Below are 24,177 nucleotides of genomic sequence, written 5' to 3'. Positions count from 1 at the left end.
GCGGGTTTAAACCCGCCCATTGCTTCAACCGCGCTCCTGCGCGACAACACCGGTCGGTCTCTGGTCGCCGCTGGATGAAAGGCGGGGGTCACGTCACACTAGCTATGGGATGCAATCCGCGACGCTTTGCCACGCTTCACCCCCGAAGAATGCGCAAATTACTTCACCGCTACAGGATATGAGCCAGAGTGATCAGATTCCGCTCTAGCAAGGGTGCGGCAATGCAGCGACTAACAGCCGTTGAGCGCTTTGATTGAACGGATGAAACCTGAATCGGTAAGACTGACCAAAGCGCTCCCGTCGCAATGTGAGCGACCCGCTGAGTAACGGTAACGAACTCGGTATGCCCCCCGACCAAGCGGCACGATTTTGGTTAATCGTATAGGGTCGGGCAAGGCTCCATAGAAACGGGAGATGGCCTGCGGCGAGAAGGCTCCTGTGCGCCGCTTTTCCGCAATAACCCGCGCGGATGCGGCAGCGCCGTCACCTGCGCTGAGAGCATTATAAAATGCCCGGACGGCGGTCTCCCCCGCTTCATCGGCAGGTCGGGACCGCAGCTGTTCATTTTCCGGTGGAAGCACAGCTTTTCGGGCTTCGACGCGATCTGGTTGGACCCGGTGGACATTATTCTGATTGCGAGCGGACGCGGGTAGCTGGGCAAGGGCGAGTTTTGAATTTTGCTCGGCTAACCGCCCCTCAGCAACTGTTTCATTCCCCAGTCCGGACTGCTCGTCAATCGCCGGCGGGGGCCGGTAGCCGCCGCTGTCCAGATTGAACCCCGCAAGCCTGGTAACAAGAGGCTCAGCTTGCGACAGCTGATACACAAAACCGCTGCCGTCAGCGGCTGCCTGCGCTGTATAGCGCACATCCGCTTGTAACCGACGGTCTCCGGCGAACGCGCGTTCTGCGCCCGGTGGAATATCCAGAATGAAGCGGCCTTTGCACCGGGTGATGTCAAGCAACGGGTCCGAGCCCTCGACTACGGGATCTTCCATCCTGGCCGACGAATAATCTGCCAACGTGTCGAGGTTAGCCTTATGGCCTTTGTATTGTTCGATTACCTGGTCAAAAAGAAGATCCTTCAGCCGGTTATACGCTCCAGGCGAAGTACAAGCCGCCTTTTGACGTTTTGCCTCCACTCGCTCTCTGTCCGCCTCTGGCTCGGCGTTGGGCTTTATCTTGCCGCACGCCGCAAGAGCTATCGCCAGGAGAAGGGTGAGGCCGGCTCTGCGAGGAAAATTGGTGGTGCTTTGCATGTGAACGTCCTCCAATCGCGTTTGGATGGTGGAAACCCGGGCGATCTTCCTGGCAACGTGCGGGGATCCAAGACGGCTCCATACTGATGCTGTCGGAGTTTTTTCTGGGCGCTCCACCCGAACGTCCAGAGATTTCTCGGCCAATGGGAGGACCCGATGCCATTTAGACTCTGATCGCCTTGACCACCTCCGATCGGCCGCCCAAGTCCAATCCGTTCGGCGGCGGCCAACGCGCCATCGAAAGCCGCGCCGAAGAAGATTGGAATGGCGGCGCGACGAGCGGGACGCGCTGCTGCTGAAAAAATACTGCGAGGGTTAGCGGCGTGCAGGAGTTGCTAATCCGGAGTCACGTCCCCTTTCGCTGTTCGGTGTGGCAACTGGCTTTGACTCCGGGGACTCGCACTGACGGAGGAAGACGGAAAGGGCAACGAGCACGGCGGTGGACGGGAACTCGCTCTGCCAGTTCTGGAAGGATGTCGCGCCTCAAATCGAAACCACCGATTGGTAGGCTGGAAGCACAGCTTTGTGCTGGCTAAGCTGGGTTTCCTACATCCCCTGCCACGGCATCGAGCGGGCCGCGCGAACCCTGCAACCCGGCTGCTCGTCTCGCTCAGGGATAAGGGTTCGCAGAACAATCTTGCTTGCCGCCTTCAGTGGTCCAGGACACGGCATTTTCCAACAGCATCAAGTGGCGGGAATCCGAATAGACTTCCGGTCGGTGTCCGATCGCGGAATAGAAGACGCGCCCGCGTCCAACACAGCGTGACCAGACAATCGGATGATCGCCCATGCGAAGTTGCTGGCCTCGCATGCCCACTGGATTATAGCTGGTCTCATCTAGCGTTGCGATGATCGTAGAACCGCTTTTGCGCGGATTGGTGGTGAAGGAATACCATTCGTCTTTCATCACCCAGTCCGATGGCAATCCGCTTGTCAGCGCCGCGCCCTCGGGTTCGACCATTATGCGAGCGTCCTGAAACTGCGGCGCCATCGGGTGGCCGGCAAAGCGCGCGCCGATCAGCGTATCGACATACCAGTCCCAGAAGGTGAAAGGATCACCCGCCGACCCGTGGATGCCAATGAAGCCCCCGCCCTTCTCCAGATATTTCCGGAATGCGTCCCTCTGCGTCAATGTCAGGACGTCGCCACTCACATTGTTCCAGATAACCAGATCGAACTTGGCCAGCGTCGCCGGGTTCATCGCTCCGCCCTTGTCGGTTGCGACCATGGCCCAGCCCTTTTTCTGCGCCATTGCAAGCATGGCGGCATGGGCTGCATCGACCGAGGGGCCGTCACGAAAGCCGGTCATCTTCTCGAAGAGCAGGATGCGCGGACGGCCAGCGGGCATGACGAATTTGGGCCGATCATTATCATAGCGCGCGCAACGTGCGACCTTGTCCGCCTCGGTCACAGGCACGGCTGCAAGCGGCGCGTCGAGGGAGGCTACGCTCTCCGGCGCCTTGCCCGCAAAGCCGGCAACGCCACGCAATGTCATGATCGCGGAGAAGCTGGGCGCGACGGGACCGAACATCTGGGGCGGCAGGCCCCTGAGAAGACCGGGAGCATGGCGGTCCACTACGGCCTTCGCAGCCGGGCTGAGGAGAATGTCGATCAGGGGGGAGTTGGTTGAATAGGGCGCGTCTCGCAGCGGGCAATCCAAGGGCACCCGCGCTTCGACGCTGTTGGCGAAGGTCAGGGCGAAAACCGCCAAAAGGATCCTTTTCAAAACTTCCATTCCTCTGTCCCACCTGCATATTTGAAACTTGCTGTACCACGACAGGCGAAGCTCGCAATCGGCTAGCTGGATGGGGTCTTCAGCTCATAGAGAAAACGCAGCATCAACTGCGTCACCTCAGCCGCCCGTTCCATCTGGACCATGTGACCGGCATGGGGTATGATTTCGACCGCGCGAAGGTCGCTATATTGCTGATGAAGTTTTGCTAGCGGGTCCTCACCATGAAAAGCCTCAAGGTCGGTGTCGTTCTCGCTGCCGATGAAATAGAATGGGACGGGGTTCGGTACGCCTTCAAAGCGGCGGCGCTGTTGCCAGCGTAAATCCATTGCTCGATACCAATTGAGACCGCCGGTGAAGCCTGAGCGCGCATAGTCGTTGACGAAATATTCCAGTTCTAACTCCGACAACCATGCCCAAGGTAGCGGCGGCGGCTCTGGAAGTGCTTCGAGATAAGCTGTTTCCGGTGGATGTTTCCACACGTTGATATAATGATAATCGCCGGACAGGGCATAAAAGACCTTCGACAAGAACGCACGGGGCGCGGCATTGAGCGCCGCATCGGCAACGCCCGGCTGCGCAGTGAAATAATGGAGATGGTAGAAGTGACGCGCGCCCAGATCCGCCGCCTCCGCCAGCGGGGAACGCTGGGGATCATGCGGCCAGGCCGGATTTTCCAGGCCGATTATCGCGGTCATCCGTTCGGGATGATGGTAGGCCATGTCGTATATGGCGAAAAGGCCGAAATCCAAGCCTGCGAAGATCGCTGTCTGCTCCCCTAAATGATCGAGCAAGCCGACGAGGTCGCCGACCGTATGCGGCACATCATATGCGGCAGGATCAACGGGAGCACTGGTCTGCCCCATTCCCCGTTGGTCAAATGTCACGACCCGGTAGCCAGCTGCCGCAATGGCGGGAATTTGACGATGCCAGCTGAACCATGTCTGCGGGAAACCATGAGCCAATATGACGAGCGGACCTTCTCCTTGCTCGACATAATGCATGTCCAGCCCATTCACCCGCGCGTAGCGATGAACCCACTCTGCCAAGCCGACCTCCCCGCTGATTGATGATGATCTACGTCTCGCTTCAGCCGTTCAAAGGTAGATTACATGATCATGTCATCCGATAAACGCCAAAAGGCGATGTGCCGTTACAAGCGCCCGCGAGCCAGAAACTTCCGTAATTTGGTCGGTCAGCATTCCTTCATTTCCCGAACGGCATTGTCTCGCGCGGAAAGTCATCACCGGAGATGCCAACTATGACCAGGATGTATCTTGCGCTGGGAACCCTTCTGCTGTCCGCATGCGGAGAAGCGGATTACGACCCCCGCGGCATGAGGCATGAAGAAACGCTGCTCTCCGTCAGCGCAACCGGTCAGGAAGACACAAAGCCAGACCAGGCGCAGTTCCAGGCGGGCATCAACACATGGAGCAAGGATGCACCCAGCGCCAACGCGGCAAACCGCCAGATGATCGCGAAGATTGTTGCCGCTCTCAATCAAGCTGGGATCGCGGACAAGGATATCCAGACCCGTTCGCTGACCGTTCAACGGGTCGATTGGGGCGATCGCAAAGGACAATATCAGGCTGGCAACATCATCAATGTCACCGTGCGCGATGTTGATCGGGCAGCTGCGGCGGTGGATGCCGTGACGGGCGCGGGAGCCAATATTATGAGCGGGCCGGACTTGCGCCTGTCCGATCCCGAGGGCGCGGCGAACTCCGCCTATGCGGCGGCCTATAAGGCGGCGCGCAGCCGGGCGCAGACATATGCCGATGCGGCCGGAATGACGGTCGCGCGCGTGATTTCCATTCGTGACGCGGGAGGCACGCAGGGGAACCGCTACCTTCCAGGAGCAGTGCCGGTGGCCCCGCCGCCAGTCGTCGAGCAGTCGGCGGCGAATGGATCGATGGCTAGGCTGATGCCTGGCGAGACGGCGAGCGCAGTCGCCATCCAGGTCGATTTTGCTCTGATTCCCAAGGAACGGAGCTAAGGCAGGCGCCTAATGAGAATTCGCCGGATATCAGTCGCGCTGTTTTCGGGACTGGCTCTCGCCATCGCCTCGTCAGCATATGCCGGACAGGCGCAGGCACTTTATGCGGAGATCATGGGCTGCGAACAGGGCTGCGCCGTGGCTGCGGCAGGCTGGCCTCTTCCCTACCTGATCGACTATCCGGGCATTTCTGTGGTTGGGTCAGCCAGCCTGATCGGCATGCTGACCGGAGAAGATCAGTTCCGGCTGCCGTCCTTCCTAGGCACGACAATATTTTGGGCGCTTGTCGCCCTGGCGGCGGGGGCGCTTTGGAAGCGTGGAAGGCGATAATCGCTGGCAGTCCAATATTGACCCCTCGCACAAATAAATAGACCATCACATAAAAGAAGCGGCGGGGAGGATAGCCATGTCATATGGGGCGGCGGAGATGGTTCGGCGGCGCGATCTGTTGCGGGGAGCCATCTGGCTCGGACTCGCCAGCGCTGCGCCAGGCTATGCGCGCACCTCGAAGCGCGACCGCTCTCCCACTGTCCGAGCGTTGGCAGACCGCTTGATAGCGGAAAAGGCTTGTCCGGGGGTGAGCGTTGCGATCGGCCGGGGAGCAGAGCGGCCCTTTTATGTAAATGACGGCACAATTGCGATGGATAGCCAGCGCTCGGTTGACCAGAATACGCTATTTCGCATCTATTCCATGACCAAACCGATTACCGGGATGGCGGCAATGTTGCTGATTGCCGAGGGTCGGATGAAGCTTGACCAATCGGTCGCTGACTTCATCCCTGCCTTTGGAAAGATGCGGGTGCTGACAAACCCCAGCCAAGGTATCGAGAGCCGTCCCGCCACCTCCATCATGACGATCCGTCACCTCCTCACCCACACGGCGGGCCTGGGCGGCGGACCTGCGGTGAAGGGACCGCTCAACGCTGAATATCAAAGGCTGGGCCTGGGCCAAAACCTACGCAACCGCGCTGAGCGCGCCGATGGCGCCGTCACAAGCCTAAAGGAATTTGCCGAGCGGTTGGCGACCGCGCCTCTTCTCGCCGATCCGGGCACGGCGTGGAGCTACTCGGTTGGGTTGGATTTACTCGGCCGCATCATTGAGTTGGCATCGGATCTCCCTTTCGAGGAGTTTTTGGAGCGCCGGTTATTCGCGCCGCTGGGAATGACCAGCACATCCTTCCACGTGCCAAGCGGCGAGAAGGCTCGTCTTGTGACAAGTTATAGCGGCAAAGGCGCAGCTTTGACCCCGGTTGATGCGGGGCTAACTTCCATCTTCTTGGAGAAGCCCGCATTCCCCTCTGGCGGGGGAGGTTTGGTGTCATCGGCGCAGGATTATGATCGATTTTTGACCATGCTGGCGAATGGAGGGATATACCGGGGTAAGGAGGTTCTTCCTGCTGTCGCCGTCGCGCTTGGGACATCCAACCTCCTGCCTGATGGCGTCAGCATGCGCGATTATGTCGGCATACCAGGAGTGACAGGCTTCGGCGCGGGAGGATGTATCGCCAACCATGGCGGGTTCAAAGGTTTGTTCGGTTGGTTGGGCGCCGCGGGGACGGTTGGCTTCGTCGTTCCTGCACAGAGTCTTCGTGTGACCGGTCTGATCAATAATCTGTCCGTCTTCGATTTTGCGCTGGGTTTGGCGAACGCAGTTCACGCGGATTTGGCGCTGTCCTCTCAGACCTAACCCGCGCGTAAAGGCCGACCTACGCCGCGATCGACTGCTGTTGCCTGGCCTGTTCCAGCGCGACGTGATTGTCGCCTATCCAGCCGCAGATCATGCTCACCGCGCCTAGAAAACTCCGCCCGAGTTCCGTCAGCTGATATTCGACGCTGGGCGGCATGGTGGGCAATACCTCGCGGGAGACCATCCCGAACCGTTCCAACTCCCGCAGAGTCTGCGTCAGCATTTTCGAACTGATCGGCGTTGCGCAGCGTTTCAGATCGGAAAAGCGCATCGCGCCATCGCCGAGCCGGTAGGTGACCAGCATCGTCCATTTATTGCCAACCAGCTCTAATATTTCGAGGGCCGTCTGGGGGTTCACGTTGGTATCCATGGGTTACCTGATATACAATCGGTGCCTTGTTGCAAATGGAAACTGAAACGGATAGCCATGATTCATCGAGAGGCGCGCTGCGCCCCGGATGGAGAGGAAGCTAACATGAAGATTCTTGTTGTCGGTGGCACCGGCATGATCGGCGGCCATGCGGCTCTTTACCTGGCGTCACACGGACATGACGTGACCGTGTCCGGGCGCAACGCCCCGCAGGACAGCACCCCCCTCGCCCGGCTGCCCTTTTTGCCGGGCGACTATATCGCAGGCAGCTTTAAGGCCGAGGATTTGGCCGGGTTCGACGCGATCGTCTTCGCCGCAGGCAACGACATTCGTCATGTCCCGAAGGGTGCCGATTATGATGCGCATGTGCTGCGCTCCAATGGCGAAGCAGTGCCTCAGTTCGCCGCGCTGGCCAAGCAGGCGGGCGTTCGGCACTTCATCCATGTCGGCAGCTTCTATCCGCATATCGCGCCGGAGCTGATGGAGAAGAATGTTTATATCCGGTCGCGCAAGCTAGCGACGGATGGCATCACCGCCCTGGCCGACGACAGCTTCCATGTCGTCAGTCTCGATGCACCATTCGTTGTGGGCACCGTGCCGGGCATGAACCTGCCCATGTTCGAAGCCTATACCCGCTATGCCGAGGGGAAATTGGGTATTCCGCCCTACGGCCCCGCTGGCGGCACTAACTTCATTTCCACCCAGTCGCTCTCTGAAGCCATCCAGGCGGCACTTGAGCGGGGCGAAAATGGCAAGGCTTACCTCGTCGGCGACGAGAATTTGAGTTTCGCCGACTATTTCAAGCTCTTCTTCCGCGCTGCTGGCAATCAGGTGGATGTGCCGTCGCTCGATCAGGAACATCCGATGTTGCCGGATGCAGCGATCTTTACCGGGCGTGGCAACATGGTCAGCTATGAGCCCGACGCGAAGACGATGGCGGACCTTGGCTATCGCCGAAATGATATCGCGCGGGCGGTGACGGAGGTTGTTGCTCAATTCAGGTCGGCCCAATGAGTACCGCTCCGCTGGCAGGCAAGACCGCTCTTGTAACCGGAGGCAGCGGCGGCATCGGCACGGCCTGCGCGCGGGCGCTGGCCGCTGATGGCTCGCGCGTCGTCATCATGGGCCGACGCGAGGAGGCGCTTCGGGCTTCGCGGAGCCAGATCGCGGATGCAGTTCCGGATGCAGAGATTGCCATCTGCCCTGGAGATGCTGGTAGTGAAGAGGATGTCGGCAGGGCGTTGGAACAGGCCCATGCGCTTGCCGGCCGGCTCGACATATTGGTGCCGACGGTCGGCGGAAGTGGCTTCGCGCCCTTTCTATCCGCCAGCGTGGCGGATCTTCGGCGCGATCTCGACCTCAACATTACAACCGCCTTCATCGCTATGCGGCTGGGAGCACCTTTGATGAAGGCGGGCGGGTCCATCATTTGCATATCCTCGACCGCCGCGACGCTGCCCTTTCCTGCCTTGGCGACCTATTGCGCCAGCAAGGCGGGGCTGGAGGGGCTGATCCGTACCGTAGCGGACGAACTGGGGGCGCTCGGAATCCGCGTGAACGCGGTTCGGCCGGGGCTGACGCGAAGCGAAGCGACGGCGGACATGTTCGCCGACCCTGCTGTGATTGGCCGCTTCCTGGAACAGACCCCGCTAAAGCGCGTGGGCGAACCGGAGGATATCGCGGCAGCCGTCGCCTATCTGGCTGGCCCGGGTTCTTCCTGGGTCACCGGCCAATCCTTTGCCGTGGATGGCGGGCAGGAACTGCGGCGCAACCCGGATCTGCTGGGCGCTGGCTAATCAACGGACGATGATAATTTGAGGACAGGATGATGCTGGATTTCACAGGCAAAACGGTGCTGGTGACGGGCGGCGGAGCGGGTATCGGCCGGGCCTGCGCCGAAGCTTTCGCAAAGCAGGGTGCGCGGGTTTTTATCGCCGAGATCGATGCGGAACGCTGCGGTGATTTTACTGCAGGCATGGCCATTCAGTGCGACGTCACCAAACCGCAGCAGGTGGAGGCCCTCGCCCGCCGCATCAGCGAAGAGGCGGGTGGTAAGCTCGACATCCTTGTGAACAATGTCGGGCATTTCCTTCATGCCAAGCCATTTTCCAACCTTACGCTGAGCGAGATGCAGGACATTGTCGGCCTGAACCTGATCAGCTTGATGAATGTGACCAGCAACCTGCTGCCGCTGATCAAGGCGGCGGCACCCGGTAGTTCGATCATCAACATTACCTCTATCGAGGCTTATCGTGGTATCCCTAACTGTTCGGTCTACGCGGCAGCGAAATGGGGCATCACAGGTTTCACGAAAAGTCTCGCGCTAGAACTGGCTCCGCTTCGCATCAGGGTCAACGATATCGCGCCGGAGACCACCGATACGCCGCAGACGCCGGTGGCTTACATGGTGCCACCGGAAAATCAGCCGCATGTCGAACAATGGGTGCCGCTGGGGCGCTTCGGGCGGCCCGACGATTGCGCGGGCGCGGCCCTTTATCTTGCGAGCCCGCTTGCGTCCTGGGTCACGGGCACCTCCATCAATGTGGACGGGGGCTCGCTCGCAGCAGCGGGCTGGATCCGCGACATCAACGGAACCTGGACCAACATGCCAATCGTGACAGGCAATGGGATGAACCTATGAGCGATTCACTGACGAGGCTGATCGACGAAGCGGCGCTGCGGCGTACCGCGGATGTCTATGCGCGGGGCGCCGACCAGAAGGATAAGGAGTTGTGGGTTTCGGTTCTGGCGTCCGATTGCCGGATCGAAGGACCTGGCTTTGTGACCGAGGGCCGGGAAGCCACCCTGCAATCGATCGACGCATTGGGGGCAATGTTCCGCGCCACCTTCCACCGTGTCCATAACCAAACGGTGATGATTGAGGGCGACGGTGCAAGCGGCGAGACCTATTGCACCGCCGATCACCTTCTGAATGACAAAGACCAACTGTTGCGCTGGACGATCCGCTATCATGATGAATGGCGGCGGGAAGAGGATGGGTGGCGCTTCACGAAGCGCAGGCTGGAACTGCTGTGGGAGGAAATGGTCCCGGTAACGGTCAGACTTTAAGAGAAGTGCCCCAGCTGGCCCGCTGAATTCATTTGGTAGCAATCGCAATCGCGCTACACAGGGGGAATGCTGTCCCCTGCCGGATCATCGCCGTCATCGCGGCGTTTGAGCCCGAGCAACAAAGTGGAATGCGATGAGCGAGAGACGTGCCTGCATCAACGCCATCGGCTGCGCCACGCCCGGACAGGACGTGCATCTTCCCTTCATCCGCTGGGCCAGCGAACAATTGGAGGATGAGCGCGCGCGCGGTCTGTTCACACGGATGGCCGAAAGGAGCGGAATCGATCACCGTTGGTCGGTCCTGCCCTCTGTGGAGGGCGGATCGCCCGTCGATGCCGGAGGCTTTTATGCCGAAGCTATGCCATCGACGTCCCAGCGGATGCGGCTTTATCGTTGCTATGCTCCCGCATTGGCGTTGAGCGCCATCGAGGCGCTGAAGGTGAATACCAACATCGACGGGATCACCCATTTGGTGGTGGCCAGCTGCACCGGATTCGTTGCCCCCGGCATCGACCAGATCATCGCCGAAGCGCTTGACCTGGCTGGCGTCGAGCGGACCCTGGTGGGCTTTATGGGCTGCTATGCCGCCGTCGCGGCGCTACGGACGGCACGCCACATCGTGCGGTCGGAACCGGATGCCCGGGTGCTGGTGGTCACGGTCGAACTGTCATCGCTTCACCTTCAGGCGGAACAGCAGCTGGAGCGGCTTTTGATGATGCTGCAATTCGGCGACGGCGCCGCTGCGGCCTTGGTCAGTGCGGAGAATTGCGGGTTCGCGATGGAAACGCTCTTCGCGATCAATCTGGCGGAGTCGGCTGACCTCATCCGCTGGGAGATTGGCGATACCGGATTCATCATGCACCTGTCGGGCGAAGTCCCTGGTCGCATCCAGACGGCGCTGCGAGATGAGAGCGTTCGCGAACGCGTCTGCGGATCCATGGAACCCGCCATGATTAGCAATTGGGCGGTGCATGCGGGCGGACGATCTATCCTGGATGCGGTCGAGCATGGCTTGGAGTTGAGGGACAATGCGCTGGCCTTCTCGCGCGGCGTACTCGCGCGCTACGGCAATATGTCGTCCGCTACGCTGATGTTCATCCTGGCCGATCTGCTGGATCAGGATAGGCAGGGCCAGGGTGTGGCGCTTGCATTCGGGCCGGGCGTCGCTGCCGAGGGCTTCCGCTTCTGCCGAGCCGGTTGATGGCTCAATCCGCCAATATCTCCACACTAATCATCGGAGGAGGCCCGGCAGGATCGGCCGCAGCCATTACCCTCGCGCGCGCTGGGATGACGCCACATCTGGTGGAGCGGCAATCCACGCCGCAAAATGGCGTCTGCGGCGGGTTTCTCGGCTGGGACGCGATTGCGGCTCTGGAGGAGCTGGGGATCGATCCCTGGTCCTTGGGCGCGCACCGCATCACAGGGTTCAGGCTGGTGAGTTCCAGTCGCTGCGTCGAAGCTGTCCTGCCGGGCATCGCTGCTGGCGTTTCGCGCCGCACTCTGGACAGCGCGCTGATCGAAGCGGCTGCTACCGCTGGCGCGGTGGTCAGCCGCGGACGGACGGCGCGAGCGGTCGATCCGCTTACCCGCAACGTGCGGTTTGACGATGGCGAGACGCTGACGGCAGAGGCGCTGTTCCTGGGCGTCGGTAAACATGAATTGCGCGGGATGGCGCGCGACTTTTCTGTTTCATCCGTCGGGCTGCGCACTACCCTCCCCGCCTCCTCCGCCCTGCACGATGCGCTTGCCCACAGGGTGGAACTGCACCTGTTCAATGATGGCTATGCAGGGTTGCTGTTGCAGGAAGATGGATCGATCAATCTGTGCCTATCGGTCAGCCGCGCTCGGCTCGCTGCCGCCGGGAATGTCCCCGCCTTACTGGAGCAATTGAAGCGAGAGGCGCCACTGCTCGCGGAACGGCTTAGCTCCACGCCCCCCGCCCATTTCGATGCCATAGCGGGCGTGCCCTATGGCTGGCGCGCGCAGGCCAGCCATCACGGCATTTTCCGCATCGGTGACCAAAGCGCCGTCATAGCTTCGCTGGCTGGCGACGGTATTGCAATCGCGCTTACCAGCGGGACCAGCGCCGCCAAGGCGCTGCTCGCTAGCGGGCCGGAAGCTGCGCCTGCCTGGCAGTGCAAATGGCGGAGGGAATGCAGCAGGCCGGTGGACGTTGCCGAGACCCTGCGGCAGGGAGCCGCCGCTCCGCTGACCCGAAGCGCTTTGATGACGCTGCTGCATCTCGCGCCAAGATTGGGAACGGGCGCGGCCGCCCTCACCCGCGTCAGGAAAGGTTGAGCGGCCGTTCCCGCACGCGCTCCACGCACAGGCGGAAGGCGAAGCGGCGTACGATCCGGACCTGCTCCAGGGATATGCCCGCTTCCGCCAGAAGATCGCGCCAATCAGCCAGCCTAAAGGAACGGGCGATCGAAAGCTGCCCATCCTCCCGCACGATCCTGTGGACTCGCAGCAGTCGCGCCAGGATGGGAAAGCCCCAATGGGCAAAGCCATGCCGGTGCAGGTCGCAGATCAGCCAACCGCGCCGTGCATGCGCTTCCATATGGCGAAGGAAGGTCATTAGCTGCGCATCCGTCATATGATGCGTCACTTGGCTGGAGATGATGAAATCGAACGCCTCGGGCTGGTCCAGATAATCGCCTGCGCGATACTCGATCGGGAGATCGGGCGGCGTTGCGCGCCGCGCTGCCTGCAGGCTTTTCTCGTTGAGATCGACACCGATCAGTTCGGCCTCGATACCCCGCCTACGCGCCCACCGGGCGATGGCGCGCAAAATGTCTCCATCGCCAAATCCGACGTCGAGTAAGCGGAAATGCTTGCCCGAGCCGATAGCGCGGTTGAGAAATGCGATGCTGGGCCAGGCGGTGAAGGTCCACTGATTGACGCGGGCCAGATCGTGCAGAACCCGCTCATAGATGGCGGGATCTAGATCGGGCGCATCCATCTGCTCTTCCTGGCGCGATCGTACCGCAAGCTTTGTCATATGCATCCTTCTCCCACGCCCTATCTTATCATCAGCGGCGTGGTTGATGTGTCGTCCTTTTTGCCTCACCTTACGGCAGAAGAGGATATTGGCGATGACAATCCTGGCGTCTTCCTTGCTTATGCTGGCATCCGCAACGGGTAGTTCTGGCGACATTACGGGTTTGTGGCTGACGGATGATGGCAAAGGGTTGGTCCGGATTGAGCCGTGCGGAACGCATATTTGCGGGCGCATCGTGAAAGTGCTCGACACCAGCCCGACCGTTCCCAAGACCGATAGCCACAATCCCGACCCGCGCTTAAGAAACAGGCCGCTGGCGGGTCTTCCTACGTTGTGGAACTTCAGCCGATCGGGATCGGTCTGGAAGGGCGGCCGGGCCTATGATCCCAAAAGCGGGAAAAGCTATCGATCGACGCTGACAAAGAACCCGGATGGATCACTCAAGGTCACAGGATGCGTGCTGTTCATCTGCGAATCCCGGCGTTGGACAAGGGGCGGCTAGACCGTTTCCCACTGAAATATGCCATATCGCATAGCGCCGGTTCGCAGTGCCAGTATGAGGCGCGGCAGGCTGAGCATGAAATCCCGGCTCTGCGTAGCGTGACTGAGCGCGAGGCGCCGGATGCTGCTGTCGCTGATCATGCTCTTTGCTAGGCGCGCGAGACAGATTGACCAGGTGCGCCGGACCTCCCGGCTAATGTCCTGATAGCCCGTCAGCCGGAAGCCTGCGTCCGATGCCAACCGTTCATAATCGATGCGGCTCCCCATGCTGGGCAAGCGGCCCTCTCGGCAGATCGGCAGGAGGAGGTGGCGCACCTCCCACGGGCGCGCTCCCTCCCCTTCAAGCCACGCGCAGACAACCAATCGCCCGCCGGGCCGTAAAATGCGCCGGGCTTCGGTGAAGAAACGCGCCTTGTCCACCATATGCTCCGAGCTTTCGATCGCATAGGCACGGTCGAAAGACGCGGATGGTAGACCATTGTCGAGCCAATCCCGGAGAAGACAAGAAAAGTCAGGCGATCGATCCGTCGCGATCCGGTGCTGGGCTGGTGACAATGTCAGGCCGACGATAGAGACTTCGTGGCGCGTCAAAAGATCGGCCGCCGTCGCCCCATAGCCGCAACCTATGTCGCAAAGCCTGAGTCCCGGCTGCAGCGCCAGCTTCTGCTCGACGAGCTTGACCAACGCCGCCGCCGCCTGTTCCGGGGTTTCATGTCCCTCACGCCAATAGCCATGATGGACATGGTCGCCCCAGATACGGCGATAGGCCGGGTCCAGCTCATCATAATGGACGGCGACTCCCGCAGCGTTGGAGGGATGCTCCGGAACGATCATGCGATGGTCATGGCATGTTTCAGGGCAGCGGCCTATCCGAATGCGTGGTCGTCAGGAAGGAGGGATATAACAGCGTCACCGACGCCGCCGCCACGATAATCAGCGCTGCGAACAAGGCTGCGCCCTTGTTGATCCGTCCGCGATGGCTGGCGAACAGCACTAGGCCGAGCAGCGCCGCGGCGATCAGGATGATGATAGCTGTAAGGCCGGTTAGCGACATCGATCAAGCTCCTGAAAGATATGATCGGTCCCGAAGAGGATCGCACTTCATGCAATCACCGAAGCTGCGATTCGTTCCGGCTCCCCTCCCTTGCCGCCTGAGCATCGGCGGTGGTCTGTAGCGGCACTTCGGAAGTGCGCGAGTCAGGATCGGGCGCGCGAAGGCTGGTATAGGTGACCAGGGCAGCGACCGCGACGCACGCGGCAACGATAAGCCACAGCCATCGCTTGGCATTTATCCGGCGCCGCTGCTCTCCGTCTTCCATGGGATGATGACCTTCGTCGTCGCTGAGGCGGCATCATAGCGACATAAAAGACCCCTGCGCGCTAACCCAGGTGAGCGAAGCAAGCGGATCGCCGGCTTTTTTGACGCGTTGCTCACTTCGACCGGCCAACGGCCTGAATGAGGACAACGTCATGAATGATCGCAACCCATTTCTCCAAGGGCAAGGCTCACCGATCAAGGACGACGCTGCGCCACCTGAGCAAGGCTGGCGGGGCGAGCGGGCGGCTGATGAACCTGCTGCGTCGCAAGAGCGGCGTCGTCATGTTCCAGGCGTCGGGCCGGAAGTGGAGGAAGTCTCCGGCACCGCCTTTGTCGAGGCGCAGGGGCTTGATCAGAGCCCAAATGACGAAATCGGGGATAAGGCCGACAGCCTAGCGCAGGTAAGCGGCGGCGCAGGACAGTCCCATGGTGACGGGGTAAGCGACCTTAACATGAGCGCGAGTAGCCCTGGCGGCGAGAGCGCGGGTGCGCCCTATCCGCATGGGCACAGAAAAAGCGCCAATGATCCTGGCAGCGTTATGGGCCATGGTGGACAGACCGAGATCGGTTATCATGGCACAGGCCATCTCGGCGGCACGAAGTCGGGCGACGATGACAACCGCAACGGCGTCGCCGAAACGGACGATTGAGCTACCGGCAGGCGAAATCTTGCCGAATCTGCTTGATCTTCAATCGCCTACCGGCTTCAATCGCGAACGTCCCGGAACTAATTCGATGCAATTTCGTAACGATGCTATAAATCGGGGTAATTGCAGGGGGATAGATGCGGTCAGGATCGGCTGTGTTCAGGATTACCTGGGCGATAGCAGGGCTGCTGGGCGTGCAATCGGGCGCAGCTCGGGCTCAAAGTATCGAGGAATTGCGCGACATGCCGCTCGCCGCACTATCGCGGTTGGACGTCACGTCGGTTACACGCTCCAACGCCGCCCTGGCCGACGCCCCGGCGTCCATCTATGTCATCACCCATGATGATATTGTCCGGTCAGGTACGCTGACCCTGCCGGGCATATTGCGGCTCGCGCCCAATCTGCAGGTGATGCGGGGCGGCCCGAATGACATAATCGTCGCTGCCCGCGGCCTTAGCGGCAATGAACAGGCGCAGAATTTTTCCAACAAGCTGCTGGTCCTTATCGACGGCCGCAGCGTTTATTCGCCGCTTTATTCCGGCGTATATTGGGACATGCCGGACATATTGCCGGAAGATGTGGAGCGGATCGAAGTCATTTCCGGCCCCGGCGCGACGCTTTGGGGCTCCAATGCCGTGAACGGCGTCATCAACATCATCACGCGCGACGCGGGAGCTTCCCAAGGGCTGTATGCGACGGTCGTCGGCGGCAACAGGACCTATGACCTGGGGCTTCGCTATGGTGGGCAAGCGGGCGACGGGATCAACTACCGGATCTTCGCGAAGCGGCACGAGAATTTCGAAAGTTCCGACGACAGCGACGACGGCAGCCGCCGTACCCAACTGGGCTTCCGCATGGACTGGGACGCCTCGGCGCAGGACTCGGTCATGCTGCAGGGGGACGCCCATTATGGGTCGCTGTCCCGCGGCTTGAACCCGTCCGAAGCCTTTTACGGCTATGACCTGCTCGCCCGCTGGCGGCGCGAAATGCCGTCGGGCGGCGCGATCCAGCTACAGGCCTATTATGACCATAATGCGCGTGAGATAGATCATGATGGCGGGCGGTTTGCGCTCGATACCTACGATGTCGAGGCGCAATATGGTTTTCAGACCGGCGCGCATGCCTTGGTGTTGGGCGGCGGGGCGCGGATCAGCAGTTATGAGATTGAAAATATTCCAGGTCTGCTGTTCGTTCCCAACCGCCGCCGGCTCTACCTCGCCAATATCTTCGCCCAGGACAGTATCGCCCTCACGCCGCGCCTCACGGCAACGGCCGGGATCAAGCTGGAAGGGCGGACCTATACCGGCCTGACCATGCTGCCGAGCGTGCGACTGTCGTGGAAGCCTGATGACGCGACGCTGCTATGGAGCGCAGTGTCCCGCGCCGTTCGCTCGCCCACGCCTTTCGATGAGGATGTGGTGGAATCGATTGGGCAGACCGTGTTCTTGACCGCCCTATCGAGCTTCCGGTCCGAAAAACTGACGGCTTTTGAACTTGGAACCCGCTTGCTGCTGTCGCCCAGCGCTTCCCTGTCCGTGTCAGGCTTCTACAATGTGTATGATGATCTGCGCACGGTCGATCCCGCGCCGGGCGGTTTCCTGCCATTGCGATGGGGCAATGGTATGAAGGGGGACAGTTATGGCCTGGATGCTTGGGCGGATATCCGCATCGCGGATTGGTGGCGGGTCAAGCCGGGCTACAGCCTGCTCATCCACAAGTTGCGGTTCAAGGATGGAGCGGTGCCGCTCCTCGGCCTGTCGCAGGCCGGTAATGACCCGCGCCACCGCGCCTCGCTGCGGTCGTCGATGGACATCGGCCGGGAGATCAATGTGGACGCGGACCTGCGCTATGTCAGCGCCCTGCCCGACCCGCATGTTCCCGGCTATGTTGAGCTGGGCGCACGGTTGGGCTGGCAGTTCAGCGAGCGCGCGGAACTATCTGTGTCCGGTTTCAACCTGCTGCACGCCCGCCATCAGGAACTGCCGCTGTCCCAGGCGGCGCCTATAAGGCGCAGCGTGTTCGTGGCGCTCAAATGGACGATGTGAACTTCCGTCCTCTGCGCCGAAAGGGCCGATGGCGAAGAAGGGCGCAGCTTTGCCTGTCGCTGATCGCTTTGACCGGAACCGAAACTGGCTGGACGGCCACCGCATCGGCGACGTTGGAGCAGGCGGTGAAGGCGAGCTTCCTCTTCAAGTTCGCGCCGTTCGTGGAATGGCCGCCTTCCGCTTTTCCGGGTAGTGACCGGAGCTTCACCATCTGCATTTCAGGTGAGGACCCGTTCGGCAATGTGCTGGACGATGTGATACGTGGGCAGAAGATGGCGAACCGTCCGGTCAGGGTAAGGCGGGTGAAGCTGGAGAGCGGCATGGCGGGTTGTCACATGCTCTTTGCGGGTCGTTCGGCCGACAAGGATTATGCACCCTTTGCTCCCATCACCGGGCAGCCGGTGTTGACCGTTGCCGACCGGGACGGCGGGCCGCCGGGGGCGATGATCCAGTTCGTCGTGCAGAGCGGTCGCGTGCGCTTTCAGATCGATGACAGTGCGGCGCGTGCCTCCCATCTGAAGATCAGTTCCAAATTGCTCGGACTCGCCATTGCGGTGGATCGAAAATGACAGACGCCCCTCAAGCGAAATCAGCTGATCGGCCGCGCGCTTTTGGCATTGTCGCGCAGATGGCGACACCGCTGGCGGCGGTGCTGATCGCGCTGCTTTTGCTGGCCGCGAGCGTTGCGGTGGCCTTTCAGTTGGAACGGGTCGGGCAACTGGAGAAGGCGCGGCAAAGCGCGGTGCAGGCGCAGATATTGGCGAGCGGCATCGCAGCGCCCCTTGCCTTTGACGATGATGTCGCCTTGCAGGAATATCTGAACGCCCTTCGCGCAGATCCGCAGATCATTGCCGCGGCGGCTTTGCGTCCTGACGGCAGCCTGGTCACCGGCTTTGCGCGGCCCCCTGCCCGCCTGCCGTCGCGCATTGCGATGGGTGAACCCAGGATCGTGGGCAACGCGCTGATCGTTACTGCGCCCGTGGCGCAGGGCAGCACGCGGCTGGGCTCGGTCTATCTGCAATCGACAGTGGACAGCTGGTCGCGGCGGGTGACCCGCTATCTTGGCCTGGCCGTGATCGTGGTGCTTGCCTCTCTGCTGATCGTCGTGCTCGCGGCGTCCTATGCTTCGCTGCGCAAGGCTCATCAGGAGTTGCAGAATGAAATAACGAGCAGAATGCGGGCGCAGGAAGCGCTTCGTCAGTCGCAGAAGATGGAGGCGATGGGCCAGCTTACGGGCGGGGTTGCCCATGATTTCAATAATTTATTGATGGTTGCTTCCGGCGGGTTAGACCTGATGGAGCGCACGAATGACCCGGTAAAGCTGGAAAAATTGAAGGCAGGCATCCGCCAGGCGGTGGATCGGGGCTCTAAGCTGACCAAGCAGTTGCTCGCCTTTGCCCGTCGCTCGCCGCTGAAGCCGGAAGTCATCGACCTGCGGCAGCGGGTGAGCGGGATGGACGCGCTGCTGGAGCGGTCGCTGGGCGAAAGCATCCGCGTCGCCATGCATCTGCCGAGCGATCTCTGGCTGGTCGAAGTGGACGCTTCCGAGCTTGAGGTCGCCATCCTCAATATCGCCCTCAACGCCCGCGACGCGATGGCGAAGGGCGGCGTCATCGTGATTGAGGGCGCCAATGCGCCCGGCCAGGGCGAGCGTGGGGATTGCGTTCACCTCGCCCTGACTGACCAGGGCAGCGGCATACCCGCCGATGACGTCGCCAAGATATTTGAGCCCTTCTACACCACCAAGGGGGTCGGCCAGGGTACGGGTCTGGGGCTGAGCCAGGTCTATGGTTTTGTGCGCGCCTCCGGAGGCGATGTTCGGGTCGATAGCATCGAGGGCAAGGGAACGACCATCACCCTGATGCTGCCACGATCCACGAAGAATGCGGCACAACATATTGAAGATGCGGAGGCTAAGGTTGCTCCGGGCAAGCATCGGATATTGCTGGTCGAAGATGACGACACGGTTGCCCATACGGTGGGCGGCATGCTGGAGGAGCTAGGCTATGAGACCGAGCGGGCCGAAAACGGAGATGCGGCCTTGCGGCGATTGGATCGCGAAAGGGACTTTTCGCTGGTGCTGTCTGATATGATCATGCCGGGTGATGTGAGCGGCATCGACCTCGTCCGCCGCGTCGGGCATAATTGGCCTGCTCTGCCGACGATGCTGATGACAGGGTACAGCGCGGCAGCGGCGTCAGCCGCAAAGGAAGGCATCCGCCTGCTGCCCAAGCCCTTTTCGATACAGGATCTGTCGGTGCAGATTTTGGCCGCGCTGGATCAGAAGGGGCACCGCCCGCCTACTCCGGAATAGCCCATCCTTTCGCCCGTGGGGGCAAGGGGCAGTTTGACCGCAGCCCCCTCTTGCGTTCGACACGAGATAGGCAGAACATCGCTCCCGCAGACAACCGTCTTCGCCAAGAAAGATGGATGAGGAGAGCAAGGATGAGCGGCACTGAATCGCGCTCCATTGCGCTGATCGGCCCCGCCGGAGCGGGAAAAACCACACTCGCGGAAGCAATATTGTTCACGACGGGCGCGATCCCCCGCCAAGGATCGGTAGAGGCCGGCAGCAGCGTTGGCGATGCGAGTCCCGAAGCGCGGGAACGTGGCAGCTCGACCGAATTGAACCTGTCGCACTTCGAATGGATGGGTGATCGATTCACCCTGATCGACGTCCCGGGGTCGCCGAGTTTCGCTGGGGACGCGGAGATAGCCCTTAACGCCGTTGATCTTGCGATCGTCGTCATTGATCCCGATCCGGCGCGCGCGCCACTGGCGGAACCCGCCTTGCGGAAACTGGAGCAGGCGGGCGTGCCCCACGCGCTCTTCGTCAACAAGATCGAGCAGGCCCGCGGTAGCATCCAGGAGCTGTTGGCCGCCCTGGCACCGATGAGCAGCGCCGCTCTGGTGGCGCGGCAGATACCCATCAGGTCCGGAGAGCGCGTCGATGGCTTTGTCGATCTCGCGCTGGAACGCGCCTATCATTATGAAGCAGGCAAGCCATCGCAGCAGATCGCCCTTGCCGAGGACATGAAGGATGATGAGAGCGCCGCGCGCTTCCATATGCTGGAGCAACTGGCCGATCATGACGATGCCCTGCTGGAACAGCTTCTGTCTGATGAGCAGCCGAGCCTTCAGACCATCTTCGCCGATCTGGCACAGGAAACGGCGAGCGGCCTGATCGTCCCGGTGCTGTTCGGGTCGGCCGCCAACGGCTTTGGCATCAGGCGGCTGTTGAAGATGCTGCGTCACGATACACCCACAGCCGGACAGACGGCGGAGCGATTGGGCATCGAAGGCGCTGGGGCCCAGATACTGAAAGTTTCGCATGCTGCGACGGTTGGAAGGCTGGCGATCGCGCGGCTGTTCGGCAGGCAGATGGCCGACGGCGCGGAGTTGCAGGACGCTGCGGGCCAATCAATGCGCGCTGGCGGCATATTCGCGATTCAGGGCTCTACGACCAGCAAGATCGCCTCCGCCGAACCGGGCGCGATCGTGGGCATTGCGAAGGTGGACAGCGCCCAGGCGGGCGATCTGCTTGGCATCGGCTGCAAACCGGGCGGCGCGGGCCTGACAGCGGATCGGCCCCAGACCAATTGCGCGCTGGCGATCGCCGCGAAGGATCATAAGGATGAAGTGCGCCTTTCCACCGCGCTCAACAGGATGGCCGAGGAAGATCATGCGCTGCATTGGGCGCAGGACGAAGCATCCCGCGAGACGCTGCTCCATGGCGTGAGTGACGAGCATCTCAATGTCGCGCTCGGGCGACTGAAACGCCGTTATGGCGTCGCCGTGTTGGTTCAGACCCCCACCATCGCGTACAAGGAGTCGATCCGAAAGACCGTTACGCAGCGCGGGCGGCATAAAAAGCAATCGGGCGGCCATGGCCAGTTTGGCGATGTGGTGATGGAAGTGCGGCCACTCGACCGGGGCGAAGGCGTCCGGTTCGAAGAGCGGATTACCGGCGGCGCGATCCCGAAGCAGTGGATACCGGCCGTCGAAAAGGGCATGTATGATGCCCTCGCCAAGGGGCCGCTGGGCTTTCCGGTCGTCGATGTCGCGGCGACATTGATCGATGGGTCTTTCCACAGCGTCGATAGTTCCGAACTTGCTTTCCGCACCGCCGGGCGGATCGCGATGGCCGATGCGCTCGCTGCCGCCTCACCCTATCTGTTGGAGCCGATCGCGCATGTCACGATCATGACGCCCGGCGCGGCCACTTCTCGCATCACCTCCGCAGTCGCGAGCCGCCGGGGCCAGATGCTGAGGATGACGAGCCGGGAGGGCTGGTCAGGTTGGGACATTGTCGAAGTGCTGCTGCCCGAGGCGGGCTTGCAAGGGTTGGAAGCGGAAATCCGCTCCATGAGCCAGGGCATGGCGCATTTTCAGGCGCATTTCGATCATCTCGCCGAAGTCGCGCCCAAACTTGCGAGCAGCATCGTGCAGCGGGTCAAGGAGCCGGCCTGACACCGGCTCCGTTCTGCTTTCAGGCTGCGAGACCGCGCGAGCGCAGCAACGCATCGACCTGTGGCGGACGCCCCGCAAATGCCTGGAAATTCTCCGCGGCCGGACGGCTCGCCCCCGCCGCCAATATTTCGCGGCGGAAGGCGCTTGCGCCTCCACCCGGAACATCGGCGTGAGAGAAAATTTCGAATGCGTCGGCCGACAGCAGTTCGGCCCAGAGATAGGAATAATAGCCCGCTGCATAGCCGCCAGCGAAGATATGGCTGAAGGCATGGGCGAAGCGGTTCCATTCGGGTGGGTGGACGACCGCCACGGCCGCGCGCACCTGGTCCAGCATCTGCGTCACCCGCGCGCCCTGCGCCGGATCATAATCGCGGTGGAGCAGCAGGTCGAAGGTCGCAAATTCGATCTGGCGCAGCAGGGCTAAGCCAGCCTGGAACTGACGCGCGGCGAGGAGCCGGTCGAACAGTTCCTCCGGCAAGGGCTCACCGCTATCCACATGGCCGGACAAGCCGATCAGCGTGTCCTTTTCCCAGGCGAAATTCTCCATAAACTGGCTGGGCAGTTCCACCGCATCCCACTCCACGCCCGAAATGCCTCCGACCGACGGCAGATCGACCTCGCTCAACAGATGATGCAGCACATGGCCGAATTCGTGGAACAACGTCACCACATCATTATGGGTGACGAGCGAGGGACGGTCGCCTGCGGGCGGCGCGAAGTTGGTGGTCAGGTAGGCGACCGGGCGGTGAAAACGGTCAGCGTCCAGGAAGCGCGACCGGCAGACATCCATCCATGCCCCACCCCGCTTTCCGGCGCGCGCGAACAGGTCAAGATAGACGCCTGCGACCAGTTCGCCCTGCCCGTCCAGCACATCGTAGAAGAGGACGTCGGGGTGCCATGTGGATACATCGGCGCGAGGCGTCAGGCGGACGCCGAACAGCCGCTCGATCAACCCTTGCGTCCCGGCAAGTACGCGGGGGAGGGGGAAATACGCCTTTAGCGCTTCCTGATCGACGCCGTGGAGCGTGCGGCGCATGGCTTCGGCGACATAGGACAGGTCCCATGGCAGGATGTCATGCAGATCTAGATGCTCGGCTGCGAAGGCGCGGGCTTCTTCCAGTTCCTTTTCACCGATCGGCCGCGCGCGCTGCGCAAGGTCGGCCAGGAAGGCGAGCGCTTCGTCGGCGTCCGCAGCCATCTTGGTTTCCAGCGAATGGGCGGCTGCATCGGCAAAGCCCAGGATCTGCGCGGCTTCGTGGCGCAGGGCCATGATGGCGTCGATCCGCTCGCTATTGTCATGGCTGGGATCGTCTGCCTGGTCCGACGCGCGGGTATTATGGGCACGATAGACCCGTTCGCGCAGGGCCCGGTCCTTTGCATGGAGCAGAATGGCGAGCACGCTGGGCTGACGCAGGGTGACGAGCCAACCCGGCAAGCCCTTTTCCTGCGCATAGGCGGCGAGGATCGCCTTGTCGCTGCCGGGCACACCCGCCAAGGCGGCTTCGTCCGTGATATGCTCGCTCCAGGCTTCGGTGGCGTCGAGGACGGCATTGCCGAAACGGGTGCTTAGGTCGCTGAGCGCCACGCCGATGTCGAGGAAACGCTGGCGCGCTGCGCCTTCCAACGCGACGCCGGCCAGGCGGAAACCGCGCATGGCCAGTTCGACCGCGCGTCTGCGAGCCGGGGGCAGATCCGCGAAGTCCGGGCGGGCGGCGACCCGCGCGACGGCATCATGATGGGCGCGGTTTTGGCCAGCTTCCATGAGGTAGGCGGTCATCAGCGCCTGAGCGGCGGCATGCGCCTCTCGCAGTTCCGGCGTGTCCGCGACCGAGGCGAGATGGCCGATCGGCGACCAGGTGCGCGACAGCAGGAAATCGGCGCGCTCCGCTGCCAGGATGACGCTGTCGAAATCATCGGCTTGAGACGCGGTAATTTCCGCAATCGCGGCGTGATGCTGCTCGATCGCCTCCTCTATCGCGGGCACCACATGAGCCGCCTGGATGGCGGCGAAGTCGGGAAGGTCGCGGTCGGCAAGCAGGGGATTGGCGGCGGTCATGGCTACTCTTGGTTAGGGATGCCCTGGGG

The 24,177-nt window shown here is 61.7% G+C and carries 25 protein-coding genes and 1 pseudogene; 16 read left to right on the top strand and 10 right to left on the bottom strand.

All coding sequences use genetic code 11. The features are described from left to right. Positions 1–230: 230 nt before the first annotated feature. From ACFO3E_RS12680 to ACFO3E_RS12665, 4 genes and pseudogenes are all read right to left on the bottom strand, one after another. A complete protein-coding gene (locus tag ACFO3E_RS12680; RefSeq protein WP_380805136.1) occupies positions 231–1,256 on the bottom strand; it encodes a hypothetical protein in 1,026 nt (341 codons plus the stop codon). A 315-nt stretch (positions 1,257–1,571) separates the two neighbouring features. Next, positions 1,572–1,721, bottom strand: a pseudogene (locus ACFO3E_RS12675) (DUF6766 family protein); the annotation flags it as partial. Positions 1,722–1,866: 145 nt separating this feature from the next. Next, positions 1,867–2,991 (bottom strand): ThuA domain-containing protein, encoded by a 1,125-nt coding sequence (locus tag ACFO3E_RS12670; protein WP_380805135.1) that lies wholly within the window; start codon positions 2,989–2,991, stop codon positions 1,867–1,869. Between the two features lie 62 nt (positions 2,992–3,053). Beyond that, entirely contained in the window at positions 3,054–4,037 is a 984-nt protein-coding gene (locus ACFO3E_RS12665) for an alpha/beta fold hydrolase (RefSeq protein ID WP_066529488.1), read from the bottom strand. Between the two features lie 212 nt (positions 4,038–4,249). Between ACFO3E_RS12665 and ACFO3E_RS12660 the strand changes: the two genes are divergently transcribed. The 3 genes from ACFO3E_RS12660 (at position 4,250) to ACFO3E_RS12650 (ending at position 6,671) form a co-directional block, all read left to right on the top strand. Then, positions 4,250–4,984, top strand: a complete 735-nt coding sequence (locus tag ACFO3E_RS12660; protein WP_066529486.1) for an SIMPL domain-containing protein — start codon at positions 4,250–4,252, stop codon at positions 4,982–4,984. A 12-nt stretch (positions 4,985–4,996) separates the two neighbouring features. Next, complete coding sequence (locus ACFO3E_RS12655) at positions 4,997–5,314, top strand: hypothetical protein (protein ID WP_380805132.1); 318 nt, start codon at positions 4,997–4,999, stop codon at positions 5,312–5,314. 76 nt (positions 5,315–5,390) lie between these two features. Further along, positions 5,391–6,671, top strand: coding sequence for a serine hydrolase domain-containing protein (locus ACFO3E_RS12650; protein WP_066529481.1), 1,281 nt, complete (start codon positions 5,391–5,393; stop codon positions 6,669–6,671). 19 nt (positions 6,672–6,690) lie between these two features. Here the strand turns inward: ACFO3E_RS12650 and ACFO3E_RS12645 are convergent, their stop codons facing one another. Beyond that, on the bottom strand, positions 6,691–7,041 hold the full coding sequence (locus tag ACFO3E_RS12645) for a winged helix-turn-helix transcriptional regulator (protein WP_380805130.1): 351 nt from the start codon (positions 7,039–7,041) through the stop codon (positions 6,691–6,693). 105 nt (positions 7,042–7,146) lie between these two features. Between ACFO3E_RS12645 and ACFO3E_RS12640 the strand changes: the two genes are divergently transcribed. The 6 genes from ACFO3E_RS12640 (at position 7,147) to ACFO3E_RS12615 (ending at position 12,408) form a co-directional block, all read left to right on the top strand. Beyond that, complete coding sequence (locus ACFO3E_RS12640) at positions 7,147–8,055, top strand: NAD-dependent epimerase/dehydratase family protein (protein WP_066531526.1); 909 nt, start codon at positions 7,147–7,149, stop codon at positions 8,053–8,055. Beyond that, positions 8,052–8,837 carry an SDR family NAD(P)-dependent oxidoreductase gene (locus ACFO3E_RS12635; protein ID WP_380805127.1) on the top strand — a complete coding sequence of 262 codons (786 nt, stop codon included), beginning with the start codon at positions 8,052–8,054 and terminating at the stop codon, positions 8,835–8,837. The genes ACFO3E_RS12640 and ACFO3E_RS12635 overlap by 4 nt, the downstream gene beginning before the upstream one ends. Before the next feature lie 29 nt (positions 8,838–8,866). After that, positions 8,867–9,682, top strand: a complete 816-nt coding sequence (locus tag ACFO3E_RS12630; protein WP_380805124.1) for an SDR family NAD(P)-dependent oxidoreductase — start codon at positions 8,867–8,869, stop codon at positions 9,680–9,682. Then, a complete protein-coding gene (locus ACFO3E_RS12625; protein ID WP_380805122.1) occupies positions 9,679–10,110 on the top strand; it encodes a nuclear transport factor 2 family protein in 432 nt (143 codons plus the stop codon). Before ACFO3E_RS12630 ends, ACFO3E_RS12625 begins: the two co-directional genes overlap by 4 nt. 133 nt (positions 10,111–10,243) lie before the next feature. Continuing rightward, the gene (locus tag ACFO3E_RS12620) at positions 10,244–11,311 is read left to right on the top strand and encodes a type III polyketide synthase (RefSeq protein WP_066529465.1); all 1,068 of its coding nucleotides are present in this window, start codon (positions 10,244–10,246) and stop codon (positions 11,309–11,311) included. Then, a complete protein-coding gene (locus tag ACFO3E_RS12615) occupies positions 11,311–12,408 on the top strand; it encodes an NAD(P)/FAD-dependent oxidoreductase (protein WP_380805120.1) in 1,098 nt (365 codons plus the stop codon). Before ACFO3E_RS12620 ends, ACFO3E_RS12615 begins: the two co-directional genes overlap by 1 nt. Here ACFO3E_RS12615 and ACFO3E_RS12610 read toward each other — a convergent pair. Further along, positions 12,395–13,111, bottom strand: a complete 717-nt coding sequence (locus ACFO3E_RS12610) for a methyltransferase domain-containing protein (protein ID WP_380805119.1) — start codon at positions 13,109–13,111, stop codon at positions 12,395–12,397. The genes ACFO3E_RS12615 and ACFO3E_RS12610 overlap by 14 nt on opposite strands. Between ACFO3E_RS12610 and ACFO3E_RS12605 the strand changes: the two genes are divergently transcribed. Both ACFO3E_RS12605 and ACFO3E_RS12600 read left to right on the top strand, forming a co-directional pair. Continuing rightward, entirely contained in the window at positions 13,112–13,255 is a 144-nt protein-coding gene (locus ACFO3E_RS12605; protein ID WP_380805117.1) for a hypothetical protein, read from the top strand. Further along, on the top strand, positions 13,233–13,613 hold the full coding sequence (locus ACFO3E_RS12600) for a DUF2147 domain-containing protein (RefSeq protein ID WP_380805115.1): 381 nt from the start codon (positions 13,233–13,235) through the stop codon (positions 13,611–13,613). Before ACFO3E_RS12605 ends, ACFO3E_RS12600 begins: the two co-directional genes overlap by 23 nt. On the opposite strand, the gene ACFO3E_RS12595 is transcribed toward ACFO3E_RS12600, so the two are convergent. The 3 genes from ACFO3E_RS12595 to ACFO3E_RS12585 are packed head-to-tail and all read right to left on the bottom strand — an operon-like array spanning position 13,610 to position 14,931. Continuing rightward, positions 13,610–14,446, bottom strand: a complete 837-nt coding sequence (locus ACFO3E_RS12595) for a class I SAM-dependent methyltransferase (RefSeq protein WP_380805113.1) — start codon at positions 14,444–14,446, stop codon at positions 13,610–13,612. The two genes, ACFO3E_RS12600 and ACFO3E_RS12595, sit on opposite strands and share 4 nt — an antisense overlap. A 19-nt stretch (positions 14,447–14,465) precedes the next feature. Further along, positions 14,466–14,666, bottom strand: coding sequence for a hypothetical protein (locus ACFO3E_RS12590; RefSeq protein ID WP_380805110.1), 201 nt, complete (start codon positions 14,664–14,666; stop codon positions 14,466–14,468). A gap of 55 nt (positions 14,667–14,721) precedes the next feature. After that, positions 14,722–14,931: a hypothetical protein gene (locus tag ACFO3E_RS12585; protein WP_066529448.1), complete on the bottom strand. Its 210-nt coding sequence runs from the start codon at positions 14,929–14,931 to the stop codon at positions 14,722–14,724. A 151-nt stretch (positions 14,932–15,082) separates the two neighbouring features. Between ACFO3E_RS12585 and ACFO3E_RS12580 the strand changes: the two genes are divergently transcribed. From ACFO3E_RS12580 to ACFO3E_RS12560, 5 genes are all read left to right on the top strand, one after another. Beyond that, positions 15,083–15,580 (top strand): hypothetical protein, encoded by a 498-nt coding sequence (locus tag ACFO3E_RS12580; protein ID WP_380805107.1) that lies wholly within the window; start codon positions 15,083–15,085, stop codon positions 15,578–15,580. Between the two features lie 152 nt (positions 15,581–15,732). After that, positions 15,733–17,622 (top strand): TOL_0244 family TonB-dependent receptor, encoded by a 1,890-nt coding sequence (locus ACFO3E_RS12575; protein WP_380805105.1) that lies wholly within the window; start codon positions 15,733–15,735, stop codon positions 17,620–17,622. Then, on the top strand, positions 17,610–18,191 hold the full coding sequence (locus ACFO3E_RS12570) for a TOL_0243 family YfiR-like periplasmic protein (protein WP_066531520.1): 582 nt from the start codon (positions 17,610–17,612) through the stop codon (positions 18,189–18,191). The genes ACFO3E_RS12575 and ACFO3E_RS12570 overlap by 13 nt, the downstream gene beginning before the upstream one ends. Before the next feature lie 59 nt (positions 18,192–18,250). Next, a complete protein-coding gene (locus ACFO3E_RS12565; RefSeq protein WP_380805102.1) occupies positions 18,251–19,936 on the top strand; it encodes an ATP-binding protein in 1,686 nt (561 codons plus the stop codon). Between the two features lie 131 nt (positions 19,937–20,067). Continuing rightward, positions 20,068–22,092, top strand: coding sequence for an elongation factor G (locus ACFO3E_RS12560; RefSeq protein WP_380805099.1), 2,025 nt, complete (start codon positions 20,068–20,070; stop codon positions 22,090–22,092). 19 nt (positions 22,093–22,111) lie between these two features. Here ACFO3E_RS12560 and ACFO3E_RS12555 read toward each other — a convergent pair whose 3' ends face one another. Beyond that, positions 22,112–24,148, bottom strand: coding sequence for a M3 family metallopeptidase (locus ACFO3E_RS12555; protein WP_380805096.1), 2,037 nt, complete (start codon positions 24,146–24,148; stop codon positions 22,112–22,114). Positions 24,149–24,177: the final 29 nt, after the last annotated feature.

This window comes from Sphingobium tyrosinilyticum (assembly GCF_042654265.1).
Lineage (GTDB): Bacteria > Pseudomonadota > Alphaproteobacteria > Sphingomonadales > Sphingomonadaceae > Sphingobium > Sphingobium tyrosinilyticum.
This window is presented reverse-complemented; position numbering and strand designations above follow the sequence as displayed.

Bases quoted from the DNA above. Each gene is read 5' to 3' on its own strand.
- ACFO3E_RS12635 (WP_380805127.1), top strand. From the start codon at position 8,052: ATGAGTACCGCTCCGCTGGCAGGCAAGACCGCTCTTGTAACCGGAGGC.
- ACFO3E_RS12585 (WP_066529448.1), bottom strand. From the start codon at position 14,931: ATGGAAGACGGAGAGCAGCGGCGCCGGATAAATGCCAAGCGATGGCTG.
- ACFO3E_RS12655 (WP_380805132.1), top strand. From the start codon at position 4,997: ATGAGAATTCGCCGGATATCAGTCGCGCTGTTTTCGGGACTGGCTCTC.
- ACFO3E_RS12580 (WP_380805107.1), top strand. From the start codon at position 15,083: ATGAATGATCGCAACCCATTTCTCCAAGGGCAAGGCTCACCGATCAAG.
- ACFO3E_RS12680 (WP_380805136.1), bottom strand. From the start codon at position 1,256: ATGCAAAGCACCACCAATTTTCCTCGCAGAGCCGGCCTCACCCTTCTC.
- ACFO3E_RS12615 (WP_380805120.1), top strand. From the start codon at position 11,311: ATGGCTCAATCCGCCAATATCTCCACACTAATCATCGGAGGAGGCCCG.
- ACFO3E_RS12630 (WP_380805124.1), top strand. From the start codon at position 8,867: ATGATGCTGGATTTCACAGGCAAAACGGTGCTGGTGACGGGCGGCGGA.
- ACFO3E_RS12620 (WP_066529465.1), top strand. From the start codon at position 10,244: ATGAGCGAGAGACGTGCCTGCATCAACGCCATCGGCTGCGCCACGCCC.
- ACFO3E_RS12600 (WP_380805115.1), top strand. From the start codon at position 13,233: ATGCTGGCATCCGCAACGGGTAGTTCTGGCGACATTACGGGTTTGTGG.
- ACFO3E_RS12560 (WP_380805099.1), top strand. From the start codon at position 20,068: ATGAGCGGCACTGAATCGCGCTCCATTGCGCTGATCGGCCCCGCCGGA.
- ACFO3E_RS12555 (WP_380805096.1), bottom strand. From the start codon at position 24,148: ATGACCGCCGCCAATCCCCTGCTTGCCGACCGCGACCTTCCCGACTTC.
- ACFO3E_RS12570 (WP_066531520.1), top strand. From the start codon at position 17,610: ATGGACGATGTGAACTTCCGTCCTCTGCGCCGAAAGGGCCGATGGCGA.
- ACFO3E_RS12590 (WP_380805110.1), bottom strand. From the start codon at position 14,666: ATGTCGCTAACCGGCCTTACAGCTATCATCATCCTGATCGCCGCGGCG.
- ACFO3E_RS12650 (WP_066529481.1), top strand. From the start codon at position 5,391: ATGTCATATGGGGCGGCGGAGATGGTTCGGCGGCGCGATCTGTTGCGG.
- ACFO3E_RS12625 (WP_380805122.1), top strand. From the start codon at position 9,679: ATGAGCGATTCACTGACGAGGCTGATCGACGAAGCGGCGCTGCGGCGT.
- ACFO3E_RS12670 (WP_380805135.1), bottom strand. From the start codon at position 2,991: ATGGAAGTTTTGAAAAGGATCCTTTTGGCGGTTTTCGCCCTGACCTTC.
- ACFO3E_RS12645 (WP_380805130.1), bottom strand. From the start codon at position 7,041: ATGGATACCAACGTGAACCCCCAGACGGCCCTCGAAATATTAGAGCTG.
- ACFO3E_RS12565 (WP_380805102.1), top strand. From the start codon at position 18,251: ATGGCGACACCGCTGGCGGCGGTGCTGATCGCGCTGCTTTTGCTGGCC.
- ACFO3E_RS12660 (WP_066529486.1), top strand. From the start codon at position 4,250: ATGACCAGGATGTATCTTGCGCTGGGAACCCTTCTGCTGTCCGCATGC.
- ACFO3E_RS12595 (WP_380805113.1), bottom strand. From the start codon at position 14,446: ATGATCGTTCCGGAGCATCCCTCCAACGCTGCGGGAGTCGCCGTCCAT.
- ACFO3E_RS12605 (WP_380805117.1), top strand. From the start codon at position 13,112: ATGCATCCTTCTCCCACGCCCTATCTTATCATCAGCGGCGTGGTTGAT.
- ACFO3E_RS12610 (WP_380805119.1), bottom strand. From the start codon at position 13,111: ATGACAAAGCTTGCGGTACGATCGCGCCAGGAAGAGCAGATGGATGCG.
- ACFO3E_RS12640 (WP_066531526.1), top strand. From the start codon at position 7,147: ATGAAGATTCTTGTTGTCGGTGGCACCGGCATGATCGGCGGCCATGCG.